Source organism: Pseudomonas bharatica CSV86 (genome assembly GCF_000319305.2).
GTDB classification, from domain to species: Bacteria; Pseudomonadota; Gammaproteobacteria; order Pseudomonadales; family Pseudomonadaceae; genus Aquipseudomonas; species Aquipseudomonas bharatica.
Map to the genome: position 1 here is coordinate 1,325,183 of NZ_AMWJ02000001.1, position 17,727 is coordinate 1,342,909.

The window sequence follows — 17,727 nt, forward strand, 5'->3', positions numbered from 1 at the left end:
CTTCTAACGGACATTGGTGCCTAAAAAGGCGGTGTGATTCTACGGCAATTTGCGGATAAAGGTAAGGCGAGGGCGAAGACTTTAACGAGTGACCCTCGTTAGACAAAGGGCTAACATGGCCGCCTGTTTCACTGCCATGCTGTCGATCCGCCCATGTCCAATCAGTCCATCAAGACGCCTTGCGTCGGCCTCTGCTCCACGGTTTACGGGGATACGGTGTGCCGTGGCTGCAAGCGTTTCCACCATGAAGTGATCCACTGGAACGGCTACAACGACGACGAAAAGCGCGCCGTCTGGCTGCGCCTGGAGCAACTGCTGGTGCAGGTGATGACCGCCAAGCTGGAAGTGTTCGACGTCGAGCGCCTGCGCCAGCAACTAGAGCAGCGCAAGATCCGCTACGTGGCCCATCAGTCGGAATACTGCTGGGCCTACCAATTGATTGCCCGCGGTGCGCGGGTGATCCGCGAGCTGGAAGCCTACGGCCTGGTGCTGCTGCCGGAGTTCCGCGACTGGGAACTGCCGGAACTGCGCGATGCCATCGATACCGAGTTCTTTTTGCTGTCCGAAGCCCATTACCAGCGTTATATCGCGCCGGGGTTTCTCAAGGATGCCCTGGGTTGACAGTTCGTCGCCCTGTGAATCCCGGATTGGCCGAGGTGTCAGCCGGTGCTCTATACCTTAACCATGTATCAGGAATGGTTGGTCGCGTGCAGTCCACGACTGACGCTTCATATCCACTCTTGAACGATGGGCATCACCGATGGGCAACCCCGCTGCTGCGCTGCACCGCCATACCCCGAAACTAAAGGCCTTCGATAGTCGCGGGCTGATCGTTCGCGAGATCGCCATCCATCGGCATCCGGATAACCTCGAGGCAACCACGACGCGGATCACGCGGCATCGTTATGGCCTAGGTGGATTCCTTGCGTACAGCGCCGACCCGCGGCTATACGAGGTCGGTCGGGCCAATTTCACCTATGCCGCCGATCTGTCCGGGCGGGCGCTGTACACCCGCAGTGCCGATGCCGGCAGCGCTATCTGTCTGAATGATTCAGCCGGCCGGCAATGCCTGGGCTGGAGCAATGTCCGCATCACCGATAACGGCGACGACGAGCATGCCCAAGTCGTGACCCGTGCTTGGCAGTATGAGGACACCAGCTTGCCGGGACGTCCGTTGGCGATCAGCGAGCAGGGCACGGACGAGCCCCCACAGGTGGTCGAGCGCTTCGTCTATGCCGCCCCTATCCCGGCGAACAAGGCTCTGAACCTTGCCGGGCAGTGTGTTCGCCATTACGACCCGGCCGGACTGTCCACCGTGGCAAGCGTGGGGCTGTCCGGCGTGCCGCTGCTTGTTGGCCGACGGCTGTTGGACGCAGCCGCTGATCCGGACACCCTTCCCGATTGGCAGGATGATGAGTGGCATGGGCGTCTGGAAGTCGAATCGGACAGGTTCAGCACCCTGATCACCCTGGATGCCATGGGCTCCGTGCTCACCACCACCGATGCCGCCGGCAATAGCCAGCGTACCGCCTACGATGTCTCGGGCCTGGTGAAGAGGTGCTGGTTGACTGGCAGGGATGCTGGCGAACGGATTGTCCTGGACTCCCAGGTCCATTCCGCGGCCGGCCAGATATTACAGGAAGTGCACGGCAATGGCGTGCAGGTGAGCTACGGATATGAAGAGCAAACGCAGCGTCTGTCGCGGATCCGCGTGGCCCGGCCGACCGGACACGCTGCCGGTGCCGGCGTGCTGCTGGACCTGGAGCAGGAATACGACCCTGCAGGCAACCTGCTGCAGGTCACCAACCATGCCGAGCAGGATGGGTACTGGCGCAATCAGCGGGTCGCAGCCAGAACCACCTGTGCTTACGACAGCCTCTACCAGTTGGTCGGTGCCAGCGGACGTGAAATGGCCAACGCCTCGCGGCAACCGGCGGTACCAGTGGTCGACGATGCCACCTACACCAACTATTCGCGAAGCTACCGTTACGACGCTGGCGGCAATCTGCTCTGCATCCGCCACAGCTCGCCGCTTGCCGGCAATAACTACACCCTTGAGCATACCCTGAGCGAGCGCAGTTGCCGGGGCGTACCCAACGCCCTGGCCAGTGATCCGGCGCAGGTGGAGGCGCTGTTCACCCCGGGCGGGCAGCAACGTCTGCTGCAGCCCGGGCAAGCGTTGTCCTGGACTGCCCGGGGGAATTGCGCAAGGCATGGATTGGCAATGGCGAGGATCATGAAGGTTATCGCTACGACGCCGACAGCCAGCGTGTCCTCAAGGTGACTGTCCAGGGAGACCGACTGCAGCGGGTGGTGTACCTGCCTGGGCTGGAGTTGCGCGGCGTCTGGGTGGCCGGGGTGGAAACGCAATGCCTGGAGGTTGTGCGCTCTGTCCCGGCCGGGCGCACGGAAGTCAGGCTGCTGCACTGGGCCAGCGGCAAACCGGCGGAAATCGCCAACGATGCCTTGCGTTACAGCTATGGCGACCTCATCGGCAGCAGTCTGCTGGAACTGGACGGAGAGGGGCGGATCGTCAGCCAGGAGGAATACTACCCCTATGGCGGCACGGCACTCTGGAAGGCGCATGCAGCGGAAACGGACATCAAGGTCATTCGTTATTCCGGCAAGGAACGGGACCTGACCGGGTTGTATTACTACGGTTATCGGTATTACCAACCGTGGGGTGGACGCTGGTTGAGTGTGGACCCGGCCGGGGTAGTGGACGGCTTGAACCTGTTCAGGATGGTTGCCAACAACCCGCTGGGATATCGGGATGGGCAGGGGCTGATGATGCAGGCGCCGCAGGGTGCGCCTGTTGACACAGGGGCTCTGGGGCCACGGATGCTCCACCCGCATGAACAGGCGCAGGTCAGGAAAGCCTGTCCGGTTTCGCACGCAATGTTGGGTTTTGTCCTCCGCCAAGCGACGCTTCCAGAGTCGACAATGAGCGCTTTCTTCGGGCCGGATTATCTGCCGATTGCCCCCGCTATCCTGAACAGTTGGAAAAGGACGGCAACATTATTTGCCGAATATTCCTCGCCGTTTCGCGGATATCAAAAGTTTCTGAGGGTCCCGCAGGGTGATCCCTATGTATTGGCTTCGGTTCACCACGATGATGCCGAGGGTCTGATACGGCTGAGCGATCGGTTCTTTCATCCATCAGTAACTAGCCTGAGGCAATCGGTGACGCTTATTCATGAGCTGGCCCACCTTGGGCGCGTGTCGGGAATCCCCGGCACAGGGGCCTCTGCGCTCGATTTCTTCTATCTGGATCATCGGAATCCGGTGAGCGATTCGATCCATATCGTTGAAAAGGGAAATCTGACCCTTTCCCGGGTGGCGAGACCGATCCATCTGATGCTGGAAATTGCCCGGTTCAACCAGTGGTTCATACATAGCATCAGCGAAGAAAGCATGACTTATACGGATTCGTTATCGAGGCACGAAATGAAAGTGGCTGACGCCATCGATGCCTTCAACACTAACTCGCAATTACGCGCGACGGTAGCAGCAAGGAACGCCGATAGCCTTGCCTGGGCAGTGGCAGCCATCGCGCTCTGCTTGCCCAGGCCTCCAGGCGAGAGGCATTCATGACAGGGATCAGCGCTGGTTTCAGACCGAGGATGATCGACGATGAACACTGCCCCCGCCACCCACCGGCACACGCCGACACTGCAAGCCTTCGATGCCCGTGGACTCAAGGTCCGCGACATCGCCTACCTGCGCCATCCCGATGAGCCGCAGATCGCCAGCCTGGTGACCCGACATCGACACGACCCCCGCGGATTCGCCCTGTGCAGTGCCGATCCGCGCCTGCATGCGCAGGGGCTATGGAATGTCGCCTGGCACACTGACTTGGCCGGGCAGGCTTTGTGTACCCGCAGCCTCGATTCCGGGCTGTCGCTGGTCTTGAACGACGCCGCCCGTCGGCCTGCCTGGCAGACCAGCCATATTCGCCTATGCGAAGACGACAGCGAGGATTTCGCCGAAGCGGTCACCCGCACCTGGTGCTACGAGGAGCCTGACCTGCGCGCTCGCCCGCTGACCATCACCGAGCAGGCCGTCGCTGCCGATGCGCGGATCGTCGAGCGTTTCGTCTACGCCACGGCCACCCCGACTGAACAGGCGCGGAATCTGGCCGGCCTGTGCGTACGGCATTTCGATCCGGCGGGCGTGCAGGTGATCGAAAGCATGGCGCTTGCCGGTGTGCCACTTTCGGTCGGCCGCCTTCTGCTCGAGGATGCCGATAATGTCGACAGCGAAGTCGACTGGCAGGACGCCACGCTGCCGGGTGAACCCGCTTACACCAGCCTTGCCCGCGTCGATGCGCTCGGCGCGCCGCTGGTCCGTACCGATGCCGCGGGTCATGCCCAGGGCCTCGTCTATGACTTGGCTGGCCAGGTGCGCAGTCGTTGGTTGGCGGTGAAGGGCGGTGAGCAAGTCACGGTTGCCGAAGCCCTGGACTACGACGCGGTCGGCAACCTGCTCCATGAAACCCATGGCAACGGCGTGCGCGTCGATTACCGCTATGAAGCCCAGACCCTGCGCTTGCTGGCCATGCGCATCGAGCGCCCCGCCGGACACCCGCTGGGCGCCGCGTTGCTGCAGGACCTGCACTACGAATACGACCCGGTCGGCAATTTGCTGCGTATCGCCGATGAGGCCGAGAGTCCGCGTTTCTGGCGCAACCAGAGGGTGTTGCCGGAGAGCCTGTATCGCTATGACAGCCTATACCGGCTGGTCGAGGCCAGTGGCCGGGAGATGGCTACGGTGCGCTGGGAGGGAGGACGACCGTGGATTGCACCTGTCCTTCTGGACGAGGGCACCTATACCCACTACACCCGCAGCTACCAATACGATCGCGGCGGCAACCTCTCGCAGATTAGGCACGCGTCGCCCGCTGCGGCCAGCAGCCATAGCGTCGAGATCACCGTTAGCGAGCGCAGCAACCGTGCGCTGTTGGCCAGTCTTGCCGGCAACCCGCAGGAGGTAGAGGCGCTGTTCAGCGCCGCCGGAGCCCAGCGCTGCCTGCAACCGGGCCAGGCACTGCGCTGGACGCTGCGGGCAGAACTGCGCAGCGTCGGTGCGGATCAGGAGCACTATCGCTACGATGCCAGCAGCCAGCGAGTGCTCAAGTGTGCGCCACACAGTGCCCGGCGGGTGCTGTATCTGCCCGGCCTGGAGCTCAGGACCACCGGCCGGGGCGAAACGCTGACCGAGGATCTGCACGTCATCCATCCGGCCGACGCCGAGGGTACCCGGGCCCGCCTTCTGCACTGGCAAAGCGGCAAGCCGGAAGGAATCGACAACGACCAGTTGCGCTACAGCTACACCACCCTTACCGGCAGTTGCGGGCTCGAACTGGACGGCCACGGCGCGCTGATCAGTCGGGAAGAGTACTACCCGTACGGTGGCACATCTGTCTGGGCGGCGCGCAATGCCGTGGAAGCGGGCTACAAGACCCTGCGCTACTCGGGCAAGGAACGGGATGCCAGTGGGCTGTGCTATTTCGGTTATCGCTATTACCAGCCTTGGGTCGGTCGCTGGCTGAGCGCGGACCCGGCGGGGACGGTGGACGGGCTGAATTCGTATGCGATGGTGGGAAACAATCCGGTGAGCTTTTTCGATGCGCAGGGGTTGATGAAGCAGGTTCCACAGGCAACCGGACCCGCGTCGGTGGCTGCGCCTTGGCCAGTGCTGGCTAATGGCCTGGCGCAGTTTTCATCATTGGAGCGGCATCAGGTCATCGATGCAGTGGTGGAGGCGGATGAAGTAATGGCCAAGGCTATCCGGCCAGAGCCATTGCCCGCCGATGAAATGCAGCTCTGGTTCGGGCCGGGATACAGGCTGGAAACGCCTGAAGTGCTTAGGACCTGGGAAGAAACCGCACGACTTGCTCCGCTTTATCGGTCGCCTGCCGCAGGTTATGGGAAATTTCATAGGATGTTCTCGAACAATCCAACGAGTGTCGCAGGGGTTTTGAACGGCGATCTGGAGGGGCGGATATTTCTGGATGATTTCTTCTTCAGTTCCTGTCGGTCGGGTTCGGATCGTGCCATTAGCATCATCCATGAGCTTTCCCATCTGAAATGGATACCGAGCCTGGGAGTAACGGGAGCCGGTACGGTCGACCATTTCTATATGCCCGTGCTTGATCCCCGCGATTACTCGAATGCTGTCGTCAATGAGGGCAGGATGACGGAGCATGACGTCAGCGACGGCAGGCAAATGCTTGAAGACCTGGCCGTATTTGAAGGAATCTCCATGATCGGTTTCATCGATACCACTATGTTCTACAACGCAAACGGCAGTATGAAGATGATGACCTTGTCCGAGGGTGTCAGCAGATTCAGTGCCAACCCGCAACTGCGCGCCCGGATTGCTTCGAGGAACGCCGACAGCATCGCCTACGCCGCGAGTGCGATCGCAGCCCGGCGATGAGAAAACGCGGGCCGGACGCTTGTCCGGTCCGCAATGCATGCGTCAGCCCTGCGCCAGCTCGTTCAAATGCGCCGCCACCTCGGCCGTCTTCAGCACCAGCACATCGCTCTCCAGTGAATCCAGCACCACTTCCGCGGTATTGCCGATCAGCGCCCCGGTGATCCCGGTGCGTGCCACGGTGCCGATCACCGTCACCACGGCATCCAGCTTGTGCGCGGTATGGGGGATCAGCACATCCGCCGGCCCTTCGGCCACATGCAGGCGCTCGTCGGCGATATCGAACTCGGCCTGGAACGCCGCGCATTCCTCGCGATAGCGCTGCTCGATGGTTTCCTTCAACTGGTACACCGGGTCGGCCGCCGACAGCATCGGCGACGGATGGGCGGCGATCACGTGCAGTTCGCCCTTGGCCAGCCCGGCGATGGCGTAGCCGTGGTCGATGATGTCGCCGTGCAGGACGCGGTGGTCCTGGTCGTGGTTGCCGACATCCACGGCTGCCAGGATCACCCCGCCGGTCCATGGCCGCTCGGTCTTGACCATCAGCACCGCCGCCGGGCACAGGCGCAGCAGTTTCCAGTCCGACGGGGTGAGCAGGGCCTTCTTCAGCGGGTTGTCGGGGCGATGTTCCTTGATCACCAGTTCGCAGCCCTCGGCCTGCTGCACATCGATGATCGATTCGTGCAGGGTGTCGTGCCAGGCCTGCTCGAAGGTGACGTTGTCATAGCCGTCGTCATGCAATTGGCTGCACAGCAGGCTGAGCAGGGCGCTGTGGTCGTGCTTGCGGTCGCACATCAGCAGGTGCAGGCGGGCGCCGGTGGCCGTGGCGATGAGTTTGGCCCGGGTCAGGGCGCGGCTATGGGCGTGCTCGGGATCGAGGACTACCAGGATGCTGCGGACGGCTTGCATGAGCGGGAACTCCCAGGGAAGTGACAACCAATGCCTGACTATAGTCGGCGTTTGCCGCAGCGCAGCTTGATGCATATCAACCGCGGATCACTGGTGATCGCTGGCAGTGCCGGTATAATCGCCGGCCCTGCCGTCTACCTGCCGCCTGTGAATCATGGAACCCATCCCCGAAATCGAAGCCTTCCTCGGTTGCCGCACCCCTGACGCCTGGGTGCAAGCGGCGCTGGCCGACCAGGAAACCATGCTGATCGACCACAAGAACTGCGAGTTCAAGGCCGCCAGCACTGCCCTCAGCCTGATCGCCAAGTACAACGCGCATATCGACCTGATCAACATGATGTCGCGGCTGGCCCGCGAGGAACTGGTCCATCACGAGCAGGTGCTGCGCCTGATGAAGCGTCGCGGGGTTCCCCTGCGCCCGGTCTCCGCCGGCCGCTACGCCTCGGGGTTGCGCCGTGTGGCCCGGGCCCACGAGCCGGCCAAGCTGGTGGACACGCTGGTGATCGGCGCCTTTATCGAGGCGCGCAGCTGCGAGCGCTTCGCCGCACTGGTGCCGCATTTGGACGAGGAATTGGGCAAGTTCTACCACGGGTTGCTCAAGAGCGAGGCGCGGCACTATCAAGGGTATCTGAAACTGGCGCTGCGCTATGGCGATGCCGAGGATATCCAGCGCACCGTAGACAAGGTGCGCGAGGTGGAAATGGAGCTGATTCTCTCGCCGGACGAGGAATTCCGTTTCCATAGCGGTGTGCCGGCTTGATTTGAACTGACGCGGCCCCTGTGGGAGCTGGCTTGCCAGCGATGAGGCCGGCACTGACAAAAAGTTGCCAGACAGGGCCAAATCGCTGGCAAGTCGGAGCGCCGAACCGCAGCTCCCACAGGGTTCGTGTCGATCTCCCGCCTGATCCTGACCTTTTTAGTCAGCCTTTCATCGGCAAAATACAAAGCAAGCTAATAAATGCCTGGACAATGATTGCCTGAGCAGACATATTTGCTTACATCACTGCCTAAGCAGGGTTCTCCCCACATGCAGCATTTCACCCCCGAAAACTTCCAGACCTGCACCATCGGCCTGCTCCTGGGCCGCGCCGCGCTGGTCAAGGACCGTATTCTCGATACCCACCTGCAGGATCACGACGTTACCGCCGCGCAGTTCAAGGTGTTGATCATCATCGCCCAGTTCGCCGTGGACACCCCGGCCGACCTGTGCCGGTACCTCGGCCTGGATAGCGGCGCCATGACCCGCATGCTCGACCGCCTCGAACAGAAGCACCTGATCGCGCGCAGCCGTTGCCCCGACGACCGTCGCCAGGTCCGCGTCGGCCTGACAGACGAAGGGCGTACCCTGGCCGATCGCCTGCCGCATATCGGTGCGGCGGCGATGAACGAGCTGGTCGGCGTGCTCGACCCGGAAGAACTGGCAACCCTCACCTCGATCCTGACCAAGGTCCTGGTCTGCGCAGGCGATACGCTGACCCTGATGCGGGTGAGCCATAAATGAACACGACTGCCTTGCGCACCGGCCTGAGCCTGCTGGTGCTTGCCCTGAGCCTGGCCGGTTGCGCCAGCTACCAAGGCCTGACGACCACCGGCCAGCGCCTGTCTGCCAGCGAATTGAAAGCCGGCAAGACCCTCGAAGGCGTTACCCTGTCGCCGGCCGCCTGGCCGAAGAGCGACTGGTGGCGCGACCTTGGCGATCCACAGTTGGACGGCCTGATCACTGAGGCTCTGCGCGACAGCCCGGACATGCAGATCGCCAGCGCCCGTGCCCACCAGGCCAGCGCCGCCGCCCTGGCCGCCGATGCCGAACGCATGCCGACCCTGGACGCCAACGCCAGCGTCAGCCGCTCGCGCCTGGCCCGTGATCAGGACCCTGCCGGGCAGGGCGGGCGCTATTCGACCCTGCGCAGCCTCAGCCTCGACTTCAATTACAACTTCGACCTTTGGGGCGGCCAGCGCGATGCCTGGGAAGCCGCCCTCGGCCAGGCCCGCGCCGCCGAGGTGGACCGCCAGGCTGCCAGCCTGACCCTGGCCGCCGACGTGGCCCGGGCCTACAGCCAGCTTGGCCAGGCCTACATCGTTAACGACCTGACCCAGGAAGACCTCAAGCGCACCCGGCAGATGCTCGACCTGGGCCAGCGCCGCCTGAGCGCCGGGATCGACAGCGACTACCAGTTGCAACAGACCGAAAGCCTCGCCGCCAGCTCGGAGGAACAGGCGATCAATGCCGCCAAGCAACTGCGCAGCGCCCAGGTGGCGCTGGCCGTGCTGCTGGGCAAGGGGCCGGACCGGGCGCGCGAGATTGCCCGTCCGGCGGTGCTCAAGCCCGGCGCGGTAGCCCTGCCATCGGTGCTGCCGGCCGAGCTGCTGGGGCGTCGTCCTGACCTGGTGGCGGCGCGCTGGCGCGTGGAGGCGGCGAGCAAGTCCATCGACGCCGGCAAGACCCGCTTCTACCCCAACCTCAACCTGAGCGCTGCCGCCGGCACCCAGGCCCTGCTGGGGGATGCGATCTTCGGTGCGCCGAGCCGCTTCTTCACTATCGCCCCGACCGTGTCCCTGCCGATCTTCGACGGCGGCCGCCTGCGCGCCGACCTCGATGCCCGCGATGCCGAGTACGACCTGGCGGTTGCCCAGTACAACAAAAGCCTGGTCAACGCCCTCGGTGAAGTCAGCGACAGCATCGACCAGTTGCACGCCCTCGGCGAGCAGGTCGCGGCCAAGCAGCGCGCCGCCGATATCGCCCAGCAGTCCTACGACACCGTGATGCAGCGCTATGGCTCGGGCATCGGCAACTTCCTCGATGTGCTGAGCATCGAGCAGCAATTGCTGCAGGCCCAGCGCCAACTGGCCGAACTCAACGCCGAGCGCATCGATCGCTCGATCCTGTTGATGCAGGCCCTCGGCGGCGGCTTCCAGGATCAACCGCAACAACAGGCGGCGAGCGCATCGCCGGCTCCTCGTCACCCATAAGGTATTCGTCATGGCTAACCCAACGGACACTGCCGTCAACGAGCAGGACGTCAACAACCAGCGCAAGCGCAAGACCTGGCTGATCGCTCTGGCGCTCATCGTCGTCGCCCTCGGCGCCGGCACCTGGGCCTGGCACGAGCTGTACGGGCGCTGGAGCGAAAGTACCGACGACGCCTACGTCAACGGCAACGTGGTGGAAATCACCCCGCTGATCTCCGGGACCGTGGTCAGCATCGGCGCCGACGACGGCGACCTGGTGCAGGCCGGCCAGGAGTTGATCCGCTTCGACCCGAGCGACGCCGAGGTTGGCCTGCAGGCCGCCGAGGCCAAGCTGGCACGGGCCGTGCGCCAGGTGCGCGGGCTGTACAGCAATGTCGACGGGCAGAAGGCCCAGGTCGCGGCGCGCAAGGCTGAATTGCAGAAGGCCCAGGAAAACTACAACCGACGCAAGACCCTGGCCGCCGGTGGGGCGATTTCCCAGGAAGAACTGTCCCACGCCCGCGACGACCTGGCCTCGGCCCAGAGCGCCCTGAGCAATGCCCAGCAGCAGCTCAATACCACTACGGCGCTGGTGGACGACACCGTGGTGTCCTCCCATCCGGAAGTCCAGGCCGCCGCCGCCGAGCTGCGCCAGGCCTACCTGAGCAATGCCCGCACCACCCTGGTGGCGCCGGTCACCGGTTATGTAGCCAAGCGCACCGTGCAACTTGGCCAGCGCCTGGAGCCGGGCACCGCAACCATGGCGGTGATTCCCCTTGACCAGCTTTGGATCGATGCCAATTTCAAGGAAACCCAGCTGCGCAACATGCGTATCGGCCAGCCAGTCGAGATCACCGCCGACCTGTACGGCAGCGACGTGAAATACAACGGCACCATCGACAGCCTCGGCGCCGGGACCGGCAGCGCCTTCGCCCTGCTGCCGGCGCAGAACGCCACCGGCAACTGGATCAAGATCGTCCAGCGCGTGCCGGTAAGGGTGCATATCAATCCCGAGCAACTGGCCCGGCACCCGCTGCGCATCGGCCTGTCGACCCTGGTCGACGTCGACCTGCACGACCAGAGCGGCCCGGTCCTGGCCCAGCAGCCGCCGCAGAAGGCCAGCTTCGCCACCCAGGTCTATGACCGCCAGCTGGCCGAGGCCGATACCCTGATCGCCAGGCTGATCCATGACAACAGCGCCAGCGACAAGACGGCCCAGCGATGAGCAACCAGGCTTCGTTCACCCCGCCGAGCCTGCTGCTGACCACCATCGGCCTGTCCCTGGCGACCTTCATGCAGGTGCTCGACACCACCATCGCCAACGTGGCGCTGCCCACCATTTCCGGCAACCTCGGGGTGAGTTCGGAACAGGGCACCTGGGTCATCACCTCGTTCGCGGTGAGCAATGCCATCGCCCTGCCGCTGACAGGCTGGCTGAGCCGGCGCTTCGGCGAGGTCAAGCTGTTCATCTGGGCAACCCTGCTGTTCGTGCTGGCCTCGTTCCTCTGCGGGATCTCCCAGTCGATGCCGGAACTGGTGGGTTTTCGCGTGTTGCAAGGGGTGGTCGCCGGGCCGTTGTACCCGATGACCCAGACCTTGCTGATTGCGGTCTATCCGCCGGCGAAGCGCGGCATGGCCCTGGCGCTATTGGCCATGGTCACGGTGGTGGCGCCGATTGCCGGGCCGATTCTCGGCGGCTGGATCACCGACAGCTACAGCTGGCCCTGGATCTTCTTCATCAACGTGCCCATCGGCCTGTTCGCTGCCGCCGTGGTTCGCCAGCAGATGCGCACGCGGCCGGTGCAGACCAGCCGCCAGCCGATGGACTACGTCGGTCTGCTGAGCCTGATCATCGGTGTCGGCGCGTTGCAGATCGTCCTCGACAAAGGCAACGACCTGGACTGGTTCGAGTCGAACTTCATCATCGTCGGCAGCCTGATATCCGTGGTGTTCATCGCCGTGTTCATCATCTGGGAACTGACCGACAAGCACCCGGTGGTCAACCTCAGGTTGTTCGCGTATCGCAATTTCCGCATCGGCACCATCGTGCTGGTGGGCGGCTATGCCGGCTTCTTCGGCATCAACCTGATCCTGCCGCAATGGCTGCAGACGCAGATGGGCTATACCGCGACCTGGGCCGGGCTGGCGGTGGCGCCGATCGGCCTGCTGCCGGTATTGATGTCGCCGTTCGTGGGCAAGTACGCGCACCGCTTCGACCTGCGCCTGCTGGCCGGGCTGGCGTTCCTGGCGATCGGCCTGAGCTGCTTCATGCGTGCCGAATTCACCCATGAAGTGGACTTCCAGCACGTGGCGCTGGTGCAATTGTTCATGGGCATCGGCGTGGCACTGTTCTTCATGCCGACCCTGAGCATCCTGCTCTCCGACCTGCCGCCGCAGCAGATCGCCGACGGCTCGGGCCTGGCGACCTTCCTGCGCACCCTCGGTGGCAGCTTCGCGGCGTCGCTGACCACCTGGATCTGGATCCGTCGCGCGGACCAGCATCATGCCTACCTCAGCGAAAGCATCAGCACCTACGATCCGGCGACCCGCGATGCCCTGCATCAATTGGGTGGGGCAGGGGGCACGGCGTATCGGCAACTGGAGCAGATGCTCAGCAGCCAGGCCTACATGATGTCGACGGTGGATTACTTCACGTTGATGGGCTGGATATTCGCGGGGTTGATCCTGCTGGTGTGGCTGGCGAAACCGCCGTTCGCGGCGAAGGCGGGGCCAGCGTCGGGCGGGCATTGAGTGGAGGGTGAAAACCCGGGCGCAGCTCAACTCCCTGTAGGAGCAGGCAAGCAACCTCCTACAGGGATGGCGTGAGGTTCAGGAAGGGATCAGGCGAAATCGAACGGGCTCAGCTGGAAGCCTTGTTCATCCACTTGCAGCGCCCAACCTTGCCTGTCCCAGTCGCCCAGCACGATGCGCCGCCCGGCGCTGCCGTCTTCGAGGGTGAGCTTGTGGATGGCCGGCCGGTGGGTGTGGCCGTGGATCAGGGTGCGCACGCCGTGGCGTTGCATCAGGCGCGGTACTTCCTCGGCGGTGACATCGATGATGTCATTGGCCTTCATACGCGTTTGCGCCTTGCTTTCGCTGCGCAGCTTGCGCGCCAGCTTGCGCCGGGTCGACAGCGGCAGGTGGCGCAGGACCCACAGGCTCAGCGGGTTGCGCAGGTAGCGGCGCAGCTTCATGTAGGCTTCGTCGCGGGTGCACAGGCTGTCGCCGTGCATCAGCAGCACCGGCTCGCCGCCCATCTCGACCACGCTGGGGTCCTTGAGCAGGGTGCAGCCGGCAGCCTTGCAGAAGGCCTGGCCGATCAGGAAATCGCGGTTGCCGTGCATCAGGAACACCCGGGTGCCGCCGTCGCTCAGCGCGCGCAGGGCCTGGCAGATCGACTGCTGGAACGGCGTCATGCCGTCGTCGCCGATCCAGGCCTCGAAGAAGTCGCCAAGGATGTACAGGGCCTGTGCATCCCGGGCGCGGGTCGCCAGCAGATCAAGAAACGCCCGGGTAATGTCCGGGCGCTCTTCTTGCAAATGCAGGTCGGAGACCAGCAGGATCACTCAATGATCTCGGCTTTCTCGATGATCACGTCGTCCTTCGGTACGTCCTGGTGGCCAGCCTTGGAGCCGGTGGCGACCTTCTCGATGGCATCCACGACTTCCTGGCCTTCGGTCACTTCACCGAATACCGCGTAGCCCCAGCCCTGCACGTTCTTGCCGCTGTGGTTGAGGAAATCGTTGTCGGTGCCGTTGATGAAGAACTGTGCCGAAGCCGAATGCGGCTCCATGGTGCGGGCCATGGCGATCGAGTACTTCTTGTTCGGCAGGCCGTTGTCGGCTTCGTTCTGGATGCTGGCGCGGGTTTTCTTCTGGCTCATGCTGGCGTCGAAACCACCGCCCTGAATCATGAAACCCTTGATGACGCGGTGGAAGATAGTACCGTTGTAATGGCCGTCCTTCACGTACTGGAGGAAGTTTTCCACGGTTTTCGGGGCTTTTTCGCTGTCCAGTTGCAGGACGATGTCGCCGTGGTTGGTGCTCAGTTTGACTTTGGCCATGCTGGAATTCGCTCTCTCAAGGCATGTGGTAAGAAGAGATGTGCATCGCACATATATGACCCTGACGCCCGCTTCGCCAGCGGCGATACGTTCCTGCCAGGGATTTTTTTCGTACGCCGTGCATATTAGCGCCGGTTTGTCGGCGTGGTGCTGTCGGCGGCGCGACGGCTTCGGCTATGATACGGGCTTTGTTTCACGCGGCCTACCCGCGCCGCAGACCGGACTTCCAAGGATCCTATGAGCAAGCCCACCGACACCGCTCCCAATGCCGCCAAAGGCGCGCCCGCCGTTCCCGTGAATTTCCTGCGCCCGATCGTGCAGGCCGACCTGGATTCGGGCAAGCACAGCAGCATCGTCACCCGTTTCCCGCCAGAGCCCAACGGTTACCTGCATATCGGCCATGCCAAGTCGATCTGCGTGAACTTCGGCCTGGCCAAGGAATTCGGCGGTGCCTGCCACCTGCGTTTCGATGACACCAACCCGGCCAAGGAAGACCAGGAATACATCGACGCCATCCAGGAAGACGTCAAGTGGCTGGGCTTCGAGTGGACCGGTCCGGTGCGCTACGCCTCGGAATACTTCGACCAGCTGCACGCCTGGGCCGTCGACCTGATCAAGTCGGGCAACGCCTACGTCTGCGACCTGACCCCGGAGCAGGCCAAGGAATACCGCGGCAACCTGACCGAGCCGGGCAGGAACAGCCCGTTCCGCGAGCGCAGCGTCGAAGAGAACCTCGACCTGTTCGCGCGCATGAAGGCCGGCGAGTTCAAGGACGGCGAGCGCGTCCTGCGGGCGAAGATCGACATGGCTTCGCCGAACATGAACCTGCGCGACCCGATCCTCTACCGCATCCGCCATGCCCATCACCACCAGACCGGTGACAAGTGGTGCATCTACCCGAACTACGACTTCACCCACGGCCAGTCGGATGCCATCGAAGGCATCACCCACTCCATCTGCACCCTGGAGTTCGAAGGCCATCGCCCGCTGTACGAGTGGTTCCTGGACCACCTGCCGGTGCCGTGCAAGCCGCGCCAGTACGAATTCAGCCGCCTCAACCTGAACTACACCATCACCAGCAAGCGCAAGCTCAAGCAACTGGTGGACGAGCAGCATGTGAATGGCTGGGACGACCCGCGCATGTCGACCCTGTCCGGTTTCCGTCGCCGTGGCTACACCCCGGCGTCGATCCGCAATTTCTGCGAAATGATCGGCACCAACCGTTCCGACGGTGTGGTCGACATGTCCATGCTCGAGTTCAGCATCCGTGACGACCTCGACCGCAATGCGCCGCGTGCCATGTGCGTGTTGCGTCCGCTGAAGGTGGTGATCACCAACTACCCGGAAGGCCAGGTCGAGCAGCTCGAACTGCCGCGCCATCCGAAGGAAGACATGGGCGTGCGCGTCCTGCCGTTCGCCCGCGAGCTGTACATCGACCGCGACGACTTCATGGAAGAGCCGCCCAAGGGCTACAAGCGCCTGGAGCCTGCCGGTGAAGTGCGCCTGCGCGGCAGCTACGTGATCCGCGCCGACGAGGCGATCAAGGATGCCGAGGGCACTATCGTCGAACTGCGCTGCTCCTACGATCCGGACACCCTGGGCAAGAACCCGGAAGGCCGCAAGGTCAAGGGCGTGATCCATTGGGTCCCGGCCGAAGGCAGCGTCGAGTGCGAAGTGCGTCTGTACGATCGCCTGTTCCGTGCTGCGAACCCGGAGAAGGCCGAAGAGGGCGGCAGCTTCCTCGACAACATCAACCCGGATTCGCTGCAGGTGCTGCGTGGTTGTCGTGCCGAGCCATCGCTGGGTAACGCCCAGCCAGAGGACCGCTTCCAGTTCGAACGCGAAGGCTACTTCTGCGCCGACCTGAAAGATTCCCGTCCAGGCCAACCGGTATTCAACCGCACCGTGTCCCTGCGTGACTCCTGGGGCAGCTGAGGAAATTTCGTGCTTACCATCTACAACACCCTGAGCAAGACCAAGGAAGTATTCAAACCGCTGGAAGGCAACAAGGTGCGGATGTACGTCTGCGGCATGACCGTGTACGACTTCTGCCACCTGGGCCACGGCCGCAGCATGGTCGCCTTCGACCTGGTCACCCGCTGGCTGCGCTATAGCGGCTACGACCTGACCTACGTGCGCAACATCACCGACATCGACGACAAGATCATCAACCGCGCCAACGAGAACGGCGAGTCGTTCGACGCCCTGACCGCGCGCATGATCGATGCGATGCACGAGGACGAGCGCCGCCTGAACATCCTCAAGCCGGACCTGGAACCCCGTGCCACCGACCATATCCCGGGCATGCACGCGATGATCCAGACCCTGATCGACAAGGGTTACGCCTACGCCCCGGGCAACGGCGACGTGTACTACCGGGTCGGCAAGTTCGTCGGCTACGGCAAGCTGTCGCGCAAGAAGATCGAAGACCTGCGCATCGGCGCGCGGATCGAAGTGGACGAGGCCAAGCAGGACCCGCTGGACTTCGTCCTGTGGAAAGGCGTCAAGCCGGGCGAGCCGAGCTGGGAATCGCCGTGGGGCCCGGGACGTCCGGGCTGGCACATCGAGTGCTCGGTGATGTCCACCTGCTGCCTGGGCGAGAGCTTCGACATCCATGGTGGCGGCAGCGACCTGGAGTTCCCGCACCACGAGAACGAGATCGCCCAGAGCGAAGCGGCCACCGGCAAGCCTTACGCTGCGTCGTGGATGCACTGCGGGATGATCCGGATCAATGGCGAGAAGATGTCGAAGTCGCTGAACAACTTCTTCACCATCCGCGATGTGCTCGACAAGTATCACCCGGAGGTGGTCCGCTACCTGCTGGTGTCCAGCCACTACCGCAGCGCGATCAACTACTCCGAGGACAGCCTGCGCGACGCCAAGGGTGCCCTGGAACGCTTCTACCACGCGCTGCGCGGCCTGCCGCTGGTGGCGCCGCAGGGTGGCGAGGAATTCGTCGAGCGTTTCGCCGCGGCGATGAACGACGACTTCGGCACCCCGAAGCCTGTGCCGTGCTGTTCGACCTGGTGCGCGAGATCAACCGTCTGCGCGACAGCGACGCACAGGCTGCGGCTGGCCTGGCAGGGCGTCTGCGCGAGCTGGGTGGTTTGCTGGGCGTGCTGCAGCTGGATGCCGACGAGTTCCTGCGTGCGGGGGCCGAGGGCAAGGTCGATGCAGCTGAAGTCGAGGCGCTGATCCAGGCCCGCCTGCAGGCCCGTGCCGACAAGAACTGGGCCGAGTCCGACCGCATCCGCGACCAGATCACTGCAATGGGCGTGGTGCTGGAAGACGGCAAGGGCGGGACCACCTGGCGTCTGGCTGACTGAAGCCTTGTGTTGCCAGCGATGGCCCCATCGCTGGCAAGCCAG

13 protein-coding genes and 1 pseudogene are annotated in these 17,727 nt (G+C 63.5%); 11 read left to right on the forward strand and 3 right to left on the reverse strand.

The features are described from left to right. Nucleotides 1–153 precede the first annotated feature (153 nt). From CSV86_RS05895 to CSV86_RS05910, 4 genes are all read left to right on the forward strand, one after another. A complete protein-coding gene (locus tag CSV86_RS05895) occupies nt 154–621 on the forward strand; it encodes a DUF1289 domain-containing protein (RefSeq protein ID WP_009394521.1) in 468 nt (155 codons plus the stop codon). Between the two features lie 139 nt (nt 622–760). Then, nucleotides 761–2,284 carry an RHS repeat domain-containing protein gene (locus tag CSV86_RS05900; RefSeq protein WP_170394452.1) on the forward strand — a complete coding sequence of 508 codons (1,524 nt, stop codon included), beginning with the start codon at nt 761–763 and terminating at the stop codon, nt 2,282–2,284. After that, nucleotides 2,203–3,594 carry an RHS repeat domain-containing protein gene (locus CSV86_RS05905; RefSeq protein WP_170394455.1) on the forward strand — a complete coding sequence of 464 codons (1,392 nt, stop codon included), beginning with the start codon at nt 2,203–2,205 and terminating at the stop codon, nt 3,592–3,594. The genes CSV86_RS05900 and CSV86_RS05905 overlap by 82 nt, the downstream gene beginning before the upstream one ends. Nucleotides 3,595–3,633: 39 nt before the next feature. Then, nucleotides 3,634–6,441, forward strand: coding sequence for an RHS repeat-associated core domain-containing protein (locus tag CSV86_RS05910; RefSeq protein ID WP_009394527.1), 2,808 nt, complete (start codon nt 3,634–3,636; stop codon nt 6,439–6,441). A gap of 42 nt (nt 6,442–6,483) precedes the next feature. Here CSV86_RS05910 and CSV86_RS05915 read toward each other — a convergent pair whose 3' ends face one another. Continuing rightward, nucleotides 6,484–7,347 (reverse strand): universal stress protein, encoded by an 864-nt coding sequence (locus tag CSV86_RS05915; RefSeq protein ID WP_009394529.1) that lies wholly within the window; start codon nt 7,345–7,347, stop codon nt 6,484–6,486. A 154-nt stretch (nt 7,348–7,501) separates the two neighbouring features. Between CSV86_RS05915 and CSV86_RS05920 the strand changes: the two genes are divergently transcribed. From CSV86_RS05920 to CSV86_RS05940, 5 genes are all read left to right on the forward strand, one after another. Then, on the forward strand, nt 7,502–8,107 hold the full coding sequence (locus CSV86_RS05920) for a MiaE family protein (protein WP_009394537.1): 606 nt from the start codon (nt 7,502–7,504) through the stop codon (nt 8,105–8,107). 267 nt (nt 8,108–8,374) lie between these two features. Further along, nucleotides 8,375–8,848, forward strand: a complete 474-nt coding sequence (locus CSV86_RS05925) for a MarR family winged helix-turn-helix transcriptional regulator (RefSeq protein WP_009394539.1) — start codon at nt 8,375–8,377, stop codon at nt 8,846–8,848. Further along, on the forward strand, nt 8,845–10,317 hold the full coding sequence (locus CSV86_RS05930; protein WP_009394540.1) for an efflux transporter outer membrane subunit: 1,473 nt from the start codon (nt 8,845–8,847) through the stop codon (nt 10,315–10,317). The genes CSV86_RS05925 and CSV86_RS05930 overlap by 4 nt, the downstream gene beginning before the upstream one ends. 10 nt (nt 10,318–10,327) lie before the next feature. Further along, complete coding sequence (locus tag CSV86_RS05935; RefSeq protein WP_009394541.1) at nt 10,328–11,521, forward strand: HlyD family secretion protein; 1,194 nt, start codon at nt 10,328–10,330, stop codon at nt 11,519–11,521. Beyond that, the gene (locus CSV86_RS05940) at nt 11,518–13,047 is read left to right on the forward strand and encodes a DHA2 family efflux MFS transporter permease subunit (RefSeq protein WP_009394543.1); all 1,530 of its coding nucleotides are present in this window, start codon (nt 11,518–11,520) and stop codon (nt 13,045–13,047) included. The genes CSV86_RS05935 and CSV86_RS05940 overlap by 4 nt, the downstream gene beginning before the upstream one ends. A gap of 89 nt (nt 13,048–13,136) precedes the next feature. On the opposite strand, the gene lpxH is transcribed toward CSV86_RS05940, so the two are convergent. Together lpxH and CSV86_RS05950 are read right to left on the reverse strand one after the other, a co-directional pair. Further along, nucleotides 13,137–13,862, reverse strand: a complete 726-nt coding sequence (gene lpxH / locus CSV86_RS05945) for a UDP-2,3-diacylglucosamine diphosphatase (RefSeq protein ID WP_009394545.1) — start codon at nt 13,860–13,862, stop codon at nt 13,137–13,139. After that, a complete protein-coding gene (locus CSV86_RS05950; RefSeq protein WP_009394546.1) occupies nt 13,859–14,359 on the reverse strand; it encodes a peptidylprolyl isomerase in 501 nt (166 codons plus the stop codon). Before CSV86_RS05950 ends, lpxH begins: the two co-directional genes overlap by 4 nt. Before the next feature lie 237 nt (nt 14,360–14,596). Here CSV86_RS05950 and CSV86_RS05955 point away from each other — a divergent pair, with 237 nt between their 5' ends. Together CSV86_RS05955 and cysS are read left to right on the forward strand one after the other, a co-directional pair. Then, nucleotides 14,597–16,294 (forward strand): glutamine--tRNA ligase/YqeY domain fusion protein, encoded by a 1,698-nt coding sequence (locus CSV86_RS05955; protein ID WP_009394547.1) that lies wholly within the window; start codon nt 14,597–14,599, stop codon nt 16,292–16,294. Between the two features lie 9 nt (nt 16,295–16,303). Next, nucleotides 16,304–17,685, forward strand: a pseudogene (cysS, locus tag CSV86_RS05960) (cysteine--tRNA ligase). Nucleotides 17,686–17,727: the final 42 nt, after the last annotated feature.

What these genes read in the sequence shown, in the direction of transcription:
- CSV86_RS05915 (WP_009394529.1), bottom strand. Translation starts at nt 7,347, where the DNA reads ATGCAAGCCGTCCGCAGCATCCTGGTAGTCCTCGATCCCGAGCACGCC.
- CSV86_RS05900 (WP_170394452.1), top strand. Translation starts at nt 761, where the DNA reads ATGGGCAACCCCGCTGCTGCGCTGCACCGCCATACCCCGAAACTAAAG.
- CSV86_RS05910 (WP_009394527.1), top strand. Translation starts at nt 3,634, where the DNA reads ATGAACACTGCCCCCGCCACCCACCGGCACACGCCGACACTGCAAGCC.
- CSV86_RS05920 (WP_009394537.1), top strand. Translation starts at nt 7,502, where the DNA reads ATGGAACCCATCCCCGAAATCGAAGCCTTCCTCGGTTGCCGCACCCCT.
- CSV86_RS05940 (WP_009394543.1), top strand. Translation starts at nt 11,518, where the DNA reads ATGAGCAACCAGGCTTCGTTCACCCCGCCGAGCCTGCTGCTGACCACC.
- CSV86_RS05955 (WP_009394547.1), top strand. Translation starts at nt 14,597, where the DNA reads ATGAGCAAGCCCACCGACACCGCTCCCAATGCCGCCAAAGGCGCGCCC.
- CSV86_RS05925 (WP_009394539.1), top strand. Translation starts at nt 8,375, where the DNA reads ATGCAGCATTTCACCCCCGAAAACTTCCAGACCTGCACCATCGGCCTG.
- CSV86_RS05950 (WP_009394546.1), bottom strand. Translation starts at nt 14,359, where the DNA reads ATGGCCAAAGTCAAACTGAGCACCAACCACGGCGACATCGTCCTGCAA.
- CSV86_RS05930 (WP_009394540.1), top strand. Translation starts at nt 8,845, where the DNA reads ATGAACACGACTGCCTTGCGCACCGGCCTGAGCCTGCTGGTGCTTGCC.
- CSV86_RS05935 (WP_009394541.1), top strand. Translation starts at nt 10,328, where the DNA reads ATGGCTAACCCAACGGACACTGCCGTCAACGAGCAGGACGTCAACAAC.
- CSV86_RS05895 (WP_009394521.1), top strand. Translation starts at nt 154, where the DNA reads ATGTCCAATCAGTCCATCAAGACGCCTTGCGTCGGCCTCTGCTCCACG.